Source organism: Agromyces sp. Marseille-P2726, assembly GCF_902809835.1.
In the GTDB taxonomy this organism is placed as follows: Bacteria; Actinomycetota; Actinomycetes; order Actinomycetales; family Microbacteriaceae; genus Agromyces.
This window is the reverse complement of sequence record NZ_CADDWM010000004.1, coordinates 25901-38659: the sequence shown is the minus strand read 5'-3', so window position 1 is coordinate 38659 and position 12759 is coordinate 25901. Positions and strand designations below refer to the sequence as shown.

The window sequence follows — 12759 nt, the reverse complement described above, 5'->3', positions numbered from 1 at the left end:
GCCGACCTTGAAACGCGAGCGGGCGCGCACCCCCGGAGGATGCACGCCCGCCCGGCGCCAGTGGGATCAGCAGGTGCGGAACGGCTCCCAAGGGTTGACCAAGTGCTGCAGGTGGTCTCCGAGCACGAATGCGTCCGCGACCTCGAGGCTTTCGACGTGCTCCTGGACATCCGAGCTCACGCAGGTGGACGGGGTGACGTACACCGGCCCGCCGTAGAGGCCGGCGAGGGGCGCAGCGGCGAGAGCGTCGGGGAACTTCGCACCGCTGACGACGTAGGCGTAGGGCGCCCATGCACCGTCGAACACGATGTCCATGATCGCCATGCCGGTCTCGTAGCGGTCGGCCCCGCCGGCGCGCTCGACCACCGTGACCGAGGGCAGCGCCCCGATGGCGGATTCGATGCCCGGAGTGACGGCGCCCGCGCCACCGGCGATCCCGATGTCGAACGCGCCGAGATCGGTGAGCGCCTGGGCCGACGCCGGATCCAGGGTCGGTGCGGACCCCGGCACGATGAGCACCGGGATGTCGGCGGCGGCCGCGCCCGAGCTCGCCGCGAGGGCATCCGGGAAGTTCGCGCCCGTCGCCACCCACGCGGCCGGGGCGGTGCCGAACTCGCCCTCGACGATCAGGCGCGAGGTCTCGTAGCGGTCGATGCCGCCGTAGCGCGTGACCGGGGCGATCGTCGCGAGGTCGGCCTCGACCTGGGCCGACACGGCACCGGTGCCGCCCGCGATGACGATCCGCTCGGGAGAGAGTGCCTGCAGCGCGCCGTAGACGACGGCCGGCACGAGGGTCGGGTAGACGAGGAGCAGCGGTCCGCCGCAGTGCGCGGCGGCAGGCCCAGCGCTCAGCGCGTCGGGGAAGTCGGCGCCGTTGGCGATGAACGCGCACTCGATACCCTCGGGGAACGACAGAGCAAGGCCCGCAGCGGTCTCGTAGCGGTCCGGACCCGCGATCCGCCACTTCAGCAGCGGCTCGAGCTCCTCATCGATGCCCGACCGAACCTCGCCGTCGGCGATCGTGATGACCGGGGTCCATTCCAGGTACTGGCGGTTGTTCCAGAACTCGGTACGGAGCGTGGTGCCGGTCTCGTCCGCGAACAGCACGACGTACTCGCCGGCGGGCAGGCCGGTGATCGAGTACGCGCCGGTCTCGTCGGCGTCGGCTGAACCCGCCGGCAGGTACTCCCCTGCTGCCTCGTCCCAGCGGAAGGCGATGGCGAACCCGGTCGACAGGGGGCCCGCCGATGCGCCGTCCTTCCAGTAGGTGATCGTTCCGCTGATCGTTCCGCCGACGGCCTCAGCGCTCGCAGCGGCATCCGTGCCACTGAAGCGCTGGGTGGTCGCGCCAGCCGCGTCGCCGGCCTCGAAGTCGGCGAGGAACGCCTCAGCCGAACCTTCGGCGACCTTCGCGCGCAGGCTCGACGGCGCGTCGCCTCCCGCGTCATCGGGCGTCGACTTCGCGGGAGGGAAGGAGAGGTCGGGCGTCGGGTCGGTGGCGGCGTTCGCGGGGGCGATGCCGGCACCCAGGAGGGCCAGGGCGCTGACGAGCACGGCGGCACGTCGAAGCCCGGCCATGGCGGCTGATGCCATGGGGGAATCCATTCGGGTCGGAAGGTTGCAGGGGGCGTGTCGAAGACACTGCTCGCCAGCGTAGGGCTCGCGAATGGCCCGGCGCTACACCCATTTCCGGGTGACGGCCGAGCGCTCAGTCCGGCGTGATGGCCTGGGGGTCGTCCTCACCGGACTTCAGGAGCTCCAGTCGGGGCAGGACCACCCAGAAGGCCACCAGGATGACCGCCCCTGCGGCGAGCGCGATGATGCCGGCGAGACGCGACAGGGCCCAGTCGAAGATGAGGCTCGTGACCCCGACCACGAGGAGCGCGACCACGACGAGGTGCGCGACGAACAGCTTGTTGCCGAGGCTCACCACCCGGCCCTTCACCTGACGACCGAACAGCGTGCGGTGAAGGGTCACCGGGGCCAGGCCGATCACGGTCGCGAGACCGGCGAGCGTGACGAGGATGAGGTACAGGGTGAGCTGGTAGTCGTCGAGGTCCGCGAACCGGGGCTGGAAGGCGACGGCGAGCAGGAAGCCGCCGATCAGCTGCGTGCCGGTGAGGGCGACCCTGAGTTCTTGGAGGATGTCGGCCCAGTTGCGGTCGCTGCGCTCGTTGGGCGACTCGTTGCGTCCGTCGCCGCGACGGGCATCGCGATGGGACCGGCTCTCTCCCGCGGAGCGCTGCTCCGCTGGGGGCGATCCGGCGTGGCGGGGGCGATTCATGCCCGAATCGTATGCACGCCGCCCGGGGCGCGTTCAACCCCTTGCGCGGCCCAGCGGGAGCGATCAGAACGTCGCGCCCGGCACCCCCGAGATCGTGAGGGCGGCGCCGGCGACGAAGACCGCGATGATGAGCACGATGCCCAGCAGGGGGATCCAGAACGCGACCCGCTTCAGCACGAGCACCACCACCGCAGCGACGAGGGCGAGCATGCCGACGGCGAGCGGTCCGACCATCGCGATCAGCATCCCCGTGCCCATGCGGTCGTAGTCGCAGGTGATGCCCGACCCGCAGGGGTCGCTCGCGAAGGCGAGGAAGAAGGAGAGGAACGATGCGAGCAGCGCGGCGCCGATCATGAGCACGAGCAGCACGATGGTGAGCACCAGGTCCCACACGATGACCGGCCGCGTCGGTGAGACGGATGCCGCGTACGGCTGGACTGCCTCGGTCATGACGACCTCCCGTCCATCACTGGGCGCGCCGACAGCCGAATTCTGGCAGCGACCGGCGCAGACCTGCAAGGATCGGAAGGGAATCGGGAGGCGGCAAGAGGGTGAAGTTCAGCGTGGAGGGCGTCGAGGGCCTGCCCGAGGTCTCGAAGGGCGACGACCTGGCCGCCCTCATCGCGAATGCGGTGCGACTCGCCGACGGCGACATCCTCGTCGTCACCTCGAAGATCGTGTCGAAGGCCGAGGGACGCGTCGTGCAGGCCCGCGACCGCGAGGATGCGATCGAGGCCGAGACCGTGCGCGTGGTGGCGGTCCGCGAGCACGACGGCGGCGTGACGCGAATCGTCGAGAACCGGCAGGGCATCATCGGGGCGGCCGCCGGCGTCGACGCGTCCAACGCCCCCGACGGCACCGTGCTGCTGCTGCCCGTCGATCCCGACGCCTCCGCGAGAGCGCTCGCCACCGGCATCCGTGCCCTCACCGGAGCCGCCGTCGGCGTCATCCTCTCGGACACCCTCGGCCGCCCATGGCGCGAGGGGCAGACCGATATCGCGATCGGCGCCGCGGGCGTTCGGGTCTTCGACGACCTGCGGGGTTCGACGGATGCCTCGGGCAAGCCGCTCATGGTCACGATGCCGTGCGTCGCCGACGAGATCGCGGGCGCCGCCGAACTCGTCAAGGGCAAGTCGTCGGGGATCCCGGTGGCGGTCGTGCGAGGTCTCGGCCGCCTGGTCGGCGAGCTCGACCTGCCGGGCGCGCGCAGCATCCAGCGCCCGCCCGATCGCGACCTGTTCCGCATCGGGGCCGACGAGGCGTACAACGAGGGCTATCGCGACGGCTACGACGAGGCGCAGACGGAGGGCGCAACGGCGGTCGAGTAGCGCCCGGCGGAGCCGGTCGCGTATCCAGAGCCCGCGCATGACCGGTCTTGGTACGCCTGCTGCGCGGCCTCCTCGACCACCGGCGGTCCTCGGCAGGGCAGGATGGTCCCATGCCCGCCCACATCGGCTACGCCGCCATGCTCGAGCGTTTCCCGCCCGCCGAGGCGGTGGCGCTCGCCGCGCTCGCCGAGTCGCACGGGTTCACGGGGGTCATGGCGACCGACCACTTCCAGCCGTGGGTGCCGGCGCAGGGCGAGTCTTCGTTCGTGTGGAGTGTGCTCGCGGCGATCGGCGAGCGCACCACGGGTGACCTCGGCCCAGGGGTCACCACGCCGACGTTCCGCATGCATCCGGCCGTCGTCGCCCAGGCCAGCGCGACGCTCGCGTCCCTCTATCCCGGTCGGCACTGGCTCGGGCTCGGGTCGGGCGAGGCATTGAACGAACACGTCGTCGGGCCGTACTGGCCCGAGGCGCACGAGCGCATCAACCGCATGTTCGAGGCGGTCGACGTGATCAAGAAGCTGTTCGCAGGATCGCTCGCCGGTCGCGACGTGCGGCACTCGGGGCCGCACTTCCGGCTCGAATCGACGCGGCTCTGGACGATGCCCAACAGTGCCCCCGAGATCCTCGTCGCGGCATCCGGGCCGGTGACGGCGCGTCGTGCCGGGCGCACGGTCGACGGCTTCATCACCATGGGCGGGCCGACCGATCGGCTCGTGCCGTTGATCACGCGGTTCGAGGAGGGTGCGCGCGAGGCGGGACGCGACCCGGCGGCGATGCCGAAGGTCCTGCAGCTGCACCTCTCGTGGGCATCGACCGACGAGGAGGCGATGCGCAACGCGCTCCACGAGTGGCCGAACGGGGGCATGCGCTTCCCCCGGAGCGACATCCGATCGCCGTACGAGTTCGACCAGCTCGCCCGCACGGTGCGCCCCGAGGACTTCGCGGGACGCATGGTCGTCACCGCCGACCTCGAGGCGCACCGGGCCGACATCCAGCGCCACCTCGACCTCGGGTTCGACCGCATCTACCTGCACAACGTCGGACGCAACCAGGCGGAGTTCCTCGAGGTCTTCGGTCGCGACGTCCTGCCCGGCCTTCGCGCATGAAGTGGACGGTCGTGATTCCCGTGAAGGGCGTGCCCGCCGCGAAGAGCCGGCTCTCGCCCGCGGTGCCCGACGACGCGCGCGCCGTGCTCGCTCGCGCGTTCGCGCTCGACACGATCGCTGCGGCGCTCGGCGCGCGATCGGTCGGTCGCGTCATCGTCGTGGGCGCGGATGCGTCGCTCGCGGGCGGTGCCGAGTTCCTGCTCGAGCCCGAGGGCGACGCGCGTGGCCTGCTTCCGGCGATCCGACACGGGATCGCGCACGCGCGAGCTCTGCGGGTTGAGGAGGGCGCGGAGCGCCCGTCTCGAGCTCTGCGGGTTGAGCAGGGCGCGGAGCGCCCGTCTCGAACTCTGCGGGTTGAGGAGGGGGCGGAGCGTCCGTCTCGAAACCCGGGCGGCCGGGGGTCTCGAGACGCCGCTGCGCAGCTCCTCGGCCCGCAGGGACAGGATGCCGCGGTCGCCGTGCTGCTCGGCGACCTGCCGGCGCTGCGGCCCGAGGACCTCGATGCGGCCCTCCGCGCGGCGTCGCGGCATCCGCTCGCCTTCGTGCGCGACGCCGACGGCACGGGCACGACCCTCGCGACCGCCCGTGGGGGCGAGCCGTTCGAGCCGCGATTCGGGCCCGACTCAGCTGCGCAGCACGCCGCGGCCGGGTTCGTCGAGCTCGAGGCATCCGCCACCCCCGGTCTCACCCGCGACGTCGACACCGTCGATGCCCTCGAGGCCGTCCTCCACCATGGCGTCGGCGATCACACCGCTGAGGCCATCGCTCATCTGGCTGATCTGAAGGGAACATCATGACGCTCACACTCGGGTTCAAGGCTTCGGCGGAGCAGTTTGCGCCGCGGGAGTTGGTGGAGATCGCGGTGGCGGCTGAGGGTCATGGGTTGGAGTCGGTGTGGACGAGTGATCATTTCCAGCCGTGGCGGCATCGGGGTGGGCATGCGCCGTTCTCGTTGGCGTGGATGGCGGCGGTGGGGGAGCGCACTTCGCGGGTGCGGATCGGCACGAGTGTGATGACGCCGACGTTCCGGTACAACCCGGCGGTGCTGGCGCAGGCGTTCGCGTCGTTGGGGTGCCTGTATCCGGGCCGGATCGTGGCGGGGTTCGGCACGGGGGAGGCGTTGAACGAGGTCGCGTCCGCTGTCTCGTTTACACATCTCCGAGCCCACGAGAACCCGGAGCATATCCTATGCCCCTTTCTGTTTTAAAAAAAAAATGTAGACACAAAGTGACGTAGCGGAGAGAGAGATGACTACCGGGTTCCGGGGGGCGGGCGCGCAGGAGTGGCCGGAGTTCCGGGAGCGGTTCGCCCGGTTGCGTGAGGCGGTGCGCCTGATGCGGGCGCTGTGGTCGGAGGATCGGGTGAGTTTCGAGGGGGAGTACTACTCGACGCACGACGCGTCGATCTACGACCGGCCGGACGTGCCGGTGCCGGTGTATATCGCGGCAGGGGGTCCGACGGTGGCGAAGTACGCGGGCCGGGCCGGGGACGGGTTCATCTGCACCTCGGGCAAGGGTGCCGAGCTGTATGTGGACCAGCTGATCCCGGCGGTGACGGAGGGGGCTGCGGCATCCGACCGTTCGTTCGATGACCTGGACCGGATGATCGAGATCAAGGTGTCGTACGAGGAGACCGAGGATGCCGCGTTGGAGAACACCCGGTTCTGGTCGCCGTTGTCGTTGTCGAAGCAGCAGAAGCACGACATCACCGACCCGATCGAGATGGAGCGGGTCGCGGACGCGTTGCCGATCGAGCAGATCGCGAAGCGGTGGATCGTCGGCACCGACCCCGACCAGGTCGTCGCCGGAATCAAGCAGTACGTGGACTGGGGGTTCAACCACCTCGTGTTCCACGCCCCCGGCCACGACCAGCGCCGGTTCCTGGAACTGTTCGAACGCGACCTCGCACCGAGGCTGCGGGCCCTCTGAGCGAAGCACCGCCCCTGCGGGTCGAGTAGCTGCCGAAGGCGGCGTATCGAGGCCATGTCGCCGCTGCACCGGGTCTCGATACGGCCGCTTCGCGGCCTACTCGACCAGCAGACAGGTCAGCGCGCAGGCTTCACGACGAGACCGGTGCCGCCGCCGCGTCGCACCGGTTCGGCGACCGCGGTCATGAGCCCATTCTCGTCGACCTCGATGGCGGCCACGGCTCCGATCTCGGCCGAGGTCGTGAAGGTGTGCCCGTACCCTGCGAGCGCGGGCTCGTAGGCGTCGCGGAACGCCTGTTCGGCGGCGACGGCGGTCGTGTTGCGCTGCGATGCTCGTGGCGCGGCCACGGCCTCGGCCAGCGTCATGCCGAGGTCGATGCGGTTCATGAGCACCTGCGTCACCGTGGTGATGATCATCGACCCACCGGGCGAGCCGACCACGTACCGCACCTCGCCGTCGTCGAGCACGATCGTCGGCGACATCGACGAGCGCGGCCGCTTGCCGGGCTCGACGATGTTCGGGTCGGCCGGGTTCGGCAGGAAGCTGAAGTCCGTCAATTCGTTGTTGAGCAGGAACCCGCGGCCCGGTACGGTGATACCGGAGCCGCCGGTCTGCTCGATCGTGAGCGTATAGGCGACCGCGTTGCCCCACCGGTCGACGACCGAGAGGTGCGTCGTCGAGACGTTCTCGGTGTCGGCGAACTCCTCGAGCGCCGCCACGTCGCATCCGGCTGCATCGAGCGGTGCCGGGGCGACGGGCTTGACCGAAGCGGCATCGGGATCGATCGCGCACGCTCGCGCGTCGGCGAACTCCTGGCTGAGCAGGGTCTCGGTCGGCACGTCGACGAACGCCGGGTCGCCGACGTAGGCACCACGGTCGGCGAAGGCGTGGGCCGTCGCCTCGAGGTAGAGGTGCAGGCTCTGCACGGTCTGCTCGGCCGTCTCGGCCCCCAGGTCGAAGTTCTCGAGGATGTTCAGCGACTCTCCCACGGTCGTGCCGCCCGACGACGACGGCGCCATGCCGTAGACGTCGAGGCCGCGGTACTCGATGTGCGTCGGGTCCTGGAGGATCACCTCGTAGTCGCCGACGTCATCGGCCGTCATGAAGCCCGGGAACGCCGGGAGATCGGTCCCGTCGATGGTCTGGGGGTCCTGCACGATGGCGGCGATCTCGTTGGCGATCGCGCCCTCGTAGAACGCGTCGGTGCCGCGCAGCGCGATCTCGCGGAGCGTCTTCGCGAGATCGGGGTTCTTGAACGTGGACCCCACCGCCGGCGGTTCCCCATTCGGAAGGAACAGCTCGGCCGTGGCCGGGAACTCCTCGAACCGATCCTGGTTCGCGGCCGTCTGCTGGGCGAACGTCTCGTCGACCTTGAATCCCCGCGTCGCGAGCAGGATGGCCGGCTTCAGCATCTCCTTCAGCGACTCCGTGCCGAACTCGTCGAGCGCCGCCTCCCAGGTCGCGAGCGTGCCCGGAACGCCGACCGAGAGACCGGACGACACGGCATCGGCGAACGGAACCGCCTGGCCGAACGGAGTCGCAGGAGTCACGGTGCCGGGAACGACGAACGCGTCGCTCGGCATCGCGGCGGGCGCGGGCTCGCGACCGTCGATCGTGGGGACCTCACCGGGCGCGGCATCGAAGTACACGAAGTACCCGCCTCCGCCGATGCCGGCGCTGTAGGGCTCGGGGACGCCGAGCGCCGCGGCGGTGGCGACCGCGGCATCCGCAGCATTCCCGCCCTTGCGAAGCACCTCGAGGCCCGCAGCGCTCGCCTCGGCGTCGACGGATGACACCGCGCCGCCGAAGCCGGTCGACGTCGACGGTGCCGGCGGCGCGGGCCTGCCGGCCGCGGATGCAGGGGCGGTGGCGGCGACGGCTCCGACCGTCAGTACCGCGGCGACTGCGAGGCCCAGACTGCGAATCGCCGGGCGATGGACGACATTGACCATGAGTTCCCCCCGAAATGGGTACACGAGCCGAATGCCACCCACCGTAGACCCGGGCTCGAGCTCGTGGCAATGGTCGGGCGCGTTCCGGTCGGCCGGTGGCCCGATCTGCGGGCGGCCCTCGCATCCTGTGTGTTCACCATCGATCAGGTCCCGGATGCCGCGGGGCGGCGTACCCTGAATGCATGCCCGCGCACGACACCGGCGCCGCCCGGCGGCTCACCCGCTGGATCCCGGCGATCGCCGCGCCCGTCGCGATCGGCGTGGCCGTCGTGGTCGTGCCGATGCAGGCGAATGCGGCCGTCGACCTCCCCGACCTGACGCCCGAGGAGCTGCTCGAGCTGGCCGCGTCGAGCGACGTCGACGCGCTCTCGGGCACGATGGAGCAGACGTCGGAGCTCGGCTTGCCCGATCTCTCGGGACTGACCGGCGCGATGGGCGGCCGCGGCTCCGACGACGGCACCGCGGCATCCGCCACCGACCTGGACGACGTCGTCTCGCTCGTGACCGGCACCCACACCGCGCGCGTGTACCTCGACGAGTCGAACGCGCGCCTGCAGGTGCTCGACCCCCTCGCCGAGCGGGATGTGTACGTCTCGCAGCAGGGGGTGTGGGTCTACGACTCGCGGGCCCAGGCCGCGACGCACGTGACTCCGCCGCCGGCCGCCGACGTCGAGGCGCTGAAAGCCGAGCTCGAGGCGTGGGGCGAGGCGGCACGGGCGCAGGTCGAGGCGCAGTACGGCGCGCCCCTGCCGAACCCCGGCGAGGTGCTCGACCGGGCCCTCGCGAAGCTCGACGAATCCACCGACGTCTCGGTCGGCACCGATGCCCTCGTCGCTGGGCGCGAGGCGTACGAGCTCGTGCTCGAACCGCGCGATCCCGATACGCTCGTCGGCTCGGTGCGGGTGGCGATCGACGGTGACACGGGCGTCGCGCTCGCGGCATCCGTCACCGCTCGAAACGTCGAAGAGCCGGCATTCAGCGTCGCCTTCACCGACATCTCCTTCGAGGCCCCCGATGCCTCGGTGTTCGAATTCACCCCGCCTGCCGGGACCGAGGTCACCGAGCATCAGGTGCCGCTCCCGAGCGTGGCCGAGCTCGAGCAGTGGAAGGCCGAGGCCGAAGCGGGTGCGGTCGCCCCCGAGGGGATGCCGCGTCCGGTCGTGCATGGCGAGGGCTGGTCGGCCGTGGTCGAGCTGCCGGCCGGCGAGGGCGGGGCGAAGGGGCTCGGCGGTGAGGCATCCGCAATGCTCGACGGACTCACGACGCGGGTCGACGGCGGACGCGTCGTGCAGACCTCGCTAATCACCGTGCTGTTCACCGACGACGGCCGCGTGCTCGCCGGCGCCGTGACCGCCGACCACCTGCTCGACGTCGCGGCGAACGGTCGCTGAGGGCGCCGCGCGTGCCAGTCCTGGCGATCGAGACGCACGGCCTCACGAAGCGCTTCCGATCGCAGCTCGCCGTCGACGGCATCGACCTCGCGGTGCCGCGCGGGACCGTGTTCGGGTTCCTCGGGCCGAACGGGTCGGGCAAGACCACGACCATCCGGATGCTGCTGGGGCTCGTCGCGGCGACGGCCGGTGATGCGCGCGTGCTCGGTGCGCCCATGCCGCGCCACGTCGACACGGTGCTCCCTCGGGTCGGATCGCTCGTCGAGGGCCCCGCGTTCTCGCCGTACCTCTCGGGTGAGGCGAACCTGCGCCGCTTCGATGCGGCCAACCGCCATGCGCCACGACGCACACGTGCCGCTCGGGTCGCCGAGGCGATCGATCGAGTCGGCCTGTCCCACGCGGCGCACAAGAAGGTGCATGCCTACTCGCTCGGCATGAAGCAGCGCCTCGGGTTGGCGAACGCGCTGCTCATGCGGCGCGACCTGCTCGTGCTCGACGAACCCACGAACGGGCTCGACCCGCAGGGGACGCGAGAGGTGCGGGCGCTCATCCGCTCGCTCGCCGGCGACGGCACGACCGTGTTCGTGTCGAGCCACCTCCTGGCCGAGGTCGAGCAGGTCTGCTCGCACGTCGGCGTGATGAGCGCCGGACGTCTCGTAGCGCAGGGCACGCTCGACGAGTTGCGTGCCGTCGGGGAGTCGCGGGTCATCGTCCGCACGCCCGACGCCGGAAGGGCCCGCGCTGTGCTCGCGCAACTCGGGCTCGGGGACGTCGGTGGCGGCGGTCGAGCGGATGCCACGACCGACGTCGTCACGGCCGCGATCGAGGCCGCGGCGCCCGCTCCCGAGCAGATCGTGGCGGCGCTCGTCGGCGGCGGCGTTCGGGTGCGCGGCTTCGAGGTCGAGCGTGCGAGCCTCGAGCAGCGGTTCGTCGAGCTCACGGGCGAGGGGTTCGACGTTGTCCAGTGAGGTGGATGAGGGCGCGACAGCTGCGAGTCGAGGAGACCGCGAAGCGGTCGTCTCTGCGGGTCGACGAGACGGGGAAGTGGACGTCTCTGCGGGTCGAGGAGACCGCGAAGCGGTCGTCTCGAGACCGGATGCCGCTGACGTGGGTCTCGAGACGCCGGCCGGGCCGGCTCCTCGACCCGCAGAAGCTGTCGACAGCGGCACGCTGTCGCTGCTCGGCTCCGAGCTCCTCACCCTCTTCCGTCGGCGGCGCACCTGGGCCATGATCGGCGCCCTGGCGCTCATCCCGATCCTCATCGGCATCGCGCTGCGCCTCGCGGGGCCGGCGCCCAGCGGCCGGGGTCCGGCGTTCCTCAGCCAGATCACCGAGAACGGGCTCTTCGTGGGCATGACCGCGCTCGTGGTGGCGATCCCGCTGTTCCTGCCGCTCACGATCGGCGTCGTTGCCGGCGACTCCATCGCGGGTGAGGCGAGTCACGGCACCCTGCGCTACCTGCTCATCGCCCCGGCAGGGCGCGTGCGGCTGCTGCTCGTGAAGTACGCGGCGGCGGCAGCGTTCTGTGCCGCCGCGACCCTCACCGTGGTGATCGCGGGCACGCTCGTCGGACTGGTGCTCTTCCCGATCGGCCCGATCACGCTGCTCTCGGGCGTGACGGTGAGCATCGCGGAGGGCCTGCTGCGCTTCCTCGCGGTCGCCGCGTACGTCACGGTGTCACTCCTCGGGATGTCGGCGATCGGGCTGTTCCTCTCGACGCTGACGACCGTGCCGGTCGGCGCGATGGCCGCGACCGCCATCCTCGCCGTGGTGTCGCAGATCATGGACGCCCTGCCGCAGCTCGAGACGCTGCATCCGTGGCTCTTCACCCACTACTGGCTCGGCTTCGGCGACCTGCTGCGCGAACCGCCCGTGTGGGACTCCTTCGTCGATAACGCCGTGCTGCAGGCGGGCTACGTCGTGGTATTCGGCGCACTCGCCGTGGGGCGGTTCCTCACCAAGGACGTGCTCTCGTAGCCGGCGCGCCACGAGCAGCGGCATGGCCGTGGTTTGGTGGATCGCGGCGCGAGCGGAAGGGCGATTCTCTCCCGCGGAGTCGCGGCACTTCGGCACTTCGGCACTTCGGCACCGGGAATCACGGAACAGGATGCTCTTCTGATGTCGTCACGGCGAAGAGGGGCACGCGCGCTCGTGCTCGACGCGGGGTTGCACGTCGAACCACGGTGACGCGGTGACGCGGCGACGCGCGGGGATCGCTCGAGGCGCCATGCCGCAAGCGCACGAGGGTCACGCGCTCGGTGCCGTCGCCGGCTCGGACGCGCGGCGCTCGCCGAAGCTCGGTGGCAGTTTGCAGAGGTCGTAGTAGTAGCGCTTCGGCGTGGCCTCGTCGGTGTCGTCGACGACCACGTTCACGCTCGCGTGGGGCAGTTCGTCGCCGGCGAGCGTCCAGACCGAGAAGTGCCAGATCCCACGCACGGCGAGGTTGAGCAGCCGCTGTCCGTCGACGACGAGCACGGTGTGGGGATCCTCGGCGCCCGGCAGCGTGCCTGCGCGGAACGGGTCGACGGTGTTCGCGCGCAGCGTCGACTCGTCGACGTCGCCGAGCGAGACTCGCACCGCACGCTGGCCCTTCTCGACCAGCACGGCGGCCAGGTCGTCGGCGAACCGGGTCGCTCGCTCGGCGGACGCTCCCTCGACCGCGAGAAGCCGCCGGCCGGCCCAGGAGTTGTGCAGGAACTCGTCGGCGATCGACTCGAGCAGCTCGCGTCGGGCTTCGGAAAGGGGGGTCGGCTCGTTCATGCGGCCA

13 protein-coding genes are annotated in these 12759 nt (G+C 70.9%); 8 read left to right on the top strand and 5 right to left on the bottom strand.

The window, feature by feature from the left end:
* Positions 1-66 precede the first annotated feature (66 nt).
* From HUS56_RS01280 to HUS56_RS01270, 3 genes are all read right to left on the bottom strand, one after another.
* Complete coding sequence (locus tag HUS56_RS01280; protein WP_173921604.1) at positions 67-1593, bottom strand: cell wall-binding repeat-containing protein; 1527 nt, start codon at positions 1591-1593, stop codon at positions 67-69.
* Between the two features lie 115 nt (positions 1594-1708).
* Positions 1709-2284, bottom strand: a complete 576-nt coding sequence (locus tag HUS56_RS01275) for a DUF6328 family protein (RefSeq protein ID WP_173921603.1) — start codon at positions 2282-2284, stop codon at positions 1709-1711.
* A gap of 63 nt (positions 2285-2347) precedes the next feature.
* Complete coding sequence (locus HUS56_RS01270; protein WP_173921602.1) at positions 2348-2734, bottom strand: hypothetical protein; 387 nt, start codon at positions 2732-2734, stop codon at positions 2348-2350.
* A gap of 101 nt (positions 2735-2835) precedes the next feature.
* Between HUS56_RS01270 and cofE the strand changes: the two genes are divergently transcribed.
* From cofE to HUS56_RS01245, 5 genes are all read left to right on the top strand, one after another.
* Positions 2836-3612: a coenzyme F420-0:L-glutamate ligase gene (gene cofE, locus HUS56_RS01265; protein ID WP_217423906.1), complete on the top strand. Its 777-nt coding sequence runs from the start codon at positions 2836-2838 to the stop codon at positions 3610-3612.
* 110 nt (positions 3613-3722) lie between these two features.
* Complete coding sequence (locus HUS56_RS01260) at positions 3723-4721, top strand: TIGR03557 family F420-dependent LLM class oxidoreductase (protein WP_173921601.1); 999 nt, start codon at positions 3723-3725, stop codon at positions 4719-4721.
* Positions 4718-5518, top strand: coding sequence for a 2-phospho-L-lactate guanylyltransferase (locus HUS56_RS01255; protein WP_173921600.1), 801 nt, complete (start codon positions 4718-4720; stop codon positions 5516-5518). The genes HUS56_RS01260 and HUS56_RS01255 overlap by 4 nt, the downstream gene beginning before the upstream one ends.
* Positions 5515-5928 (top strand): LLM class flavin-dependent oxidoreductase, encoded by a 414-nt coding sequence (locus HUS56_RS01250; protein ID WP_217423905.1) that lies wholly within the window; start codon positions 5515-5517, stop codon positions 5926-5928. The genes HUS56_RS01255 and HUS56_RS01250 overlap by 4 nt, the downstream gene beginning before the upstream one ends.
* Before the next feature lie 40 nt (positions 5929-5968).
* A complete protein-coding gene (locus tag HUS56_RS01245) occupies positions 5969-6649 on the top strand; it encodes an LLM class flavin-dependent oxidoreductase (protein WP_217423904.1) in 681 nt (226 codons plus the stop codon).
* A gap of 116 nt (positions 6650-6765) precedes the next feature.
* Here HUS56_RS01245 and ggt read toward each other — a convergent pair whose 3' ends face one another.
* Complete coding sequence (ggt, locus tag HUS56_RS01240; protein ID WP_173921599.1) at positions 6766-8601, bottom strand: gamma-glutamyltransferase; 1836 nt, start codon at positions 8599-8601, stop codon at positions 6766-6768.
* Positions 8602-8783: 182 nt separating this feature from the next.
* Here ggt and HUS56_RS01235 point away from each other — a divergent pair, with 182 nt between their 5' ends.
* The 3 genes from HUS56_RS01235 (at position 8784) to HUS56_RS01225 (ending at position 11969) form a co-directional block, all read left to right on the top strand.
* Positions 8784-9992: a hypothetical protein gene (locus HUS56_RS01235; RefSeq protein ID WP_173921598.1), complete on the top strand. Its 1209-nt coding sequence runs from the start codon at positions 8784-8786 to the stop codon at positions 9990-9992.
* Positions 9993-10003: 11 nt separating this feature from the next.
* A complete protein-coding gene (locus HUS56_RS01230; RefSeq protein ID WP_173921597.1) occupies positions 10004-10960 on the top strand; it encodes an ABC transporter ATP-binding protein in 957 nt (318 codons plus the stop codon).
* A gap of 76 nt (positions 10961-11036) precedes the next feature.
* A complete protein-coding gene (locus tag HUS56_RS01225) occupies positions 11037-11969 on the top strand; it encodes an ABC transporter permease (protein ID WP_371808283.1) in 933 nt (310 codons plus the stop codon).
* A 270-nt stretch (positions 11970-12239) separates the two neighbouring features.
* Here the strand turns inward: HUS56_RS01225 and HUS56_RS01220 are convergent, their stop codons facing one another.
* The gene (locus HUS56_RS01220; RefSeq protein WP_173921596.1) at positions 12240-12752 is read right to left on the bottom strand and encodes a hypothetical protein; all 513 of its coding nucleotides are present in this window, start codon (positions 12750-12752) and stop codon (positions 12240-12242) included.
* Positions 12753-12759 lie beyond the last annotated feature (7 nt).

What these genes read in the sequence shown, in the direction of transcription:
- HUS56_RS01220 (WP_173921596.1), bottom strand. Translation starts at nt 12,752, where the DNA reads ATGAACGAGCCGACCCCCCTTTCCGAAGCCCGACGCGAGCTGCTCGAG.
- HUS56_RS01280 (WP_173921604.1), bottom strand. Translation starts at nt 1,593, where the DNA reads ATGGCATCAGCCGCCATGGCCGGGCTTCGACGTGCCGCCGTGCTCGTC.
- HUS56_RS01245 (WP_217423904.1), top strand. Translation starts at nt 5,969, where the DNA reads ATGACTACCGGGTTCCGGGGGGCGGGCGCGCAGGAGTGGCCGGAGTTC.
- ggt (WP_173921599.1), bottom strand. Translation starts at nt 8,601, where the DNA reads ATGGTCAATGTCGTCCATCGCCCGGCGATTCGCAGTCTGGGCCTCGCA.
- HUS56_RS01275 (WP_173921603.1), bottom strand. Translation starts at nt 2,284, where the DNA reads ATGAATCGCCCCCGCCACGCCGGATCGCCCCCAGCGGAGCAGCGCTCC.
- HUS56_RS01255 (WP_173921600.1), top strand. Translation starts at nt 4,718, where the DNA reads ATGAAGTGGACGGTCGTGATTCCCGTGAAGGGCGTGCCCGCCGCGAAG.
- HUS56_RS01250 (WP_217423905.1), top strand. Translation starts at nt 5,515, where the DNA reads ATGACGCTCACACTCGGGTTCAAGGCTTCGGCGGAGCAGTTTGCGCCG.
- HUS56_RS01235 (WP_173921598.1), top strand. Translation starts at nt 8,784, where the DNA reads ATGCCCGCGCACGACACCGGCGCCGCCCGGCGGCTCACCCGCTGGATC.
- HUS56_RS01270 (WP_173921602.1), bottom strand. Translation starts at nt 2,734, where the DNA reads ATGACCGAGGCAGTCCAGCCGTACGCGGCATCCGTCTCACCGACGCGG.
- HUS56_RS01260 (WP_173921601.1), top strand. Translation starts at nt 3,723, where the DNA reads ATGCCCGCCCACATCGGCTACGCCGCCATGCTCGAGCGTTTCCCGCCC.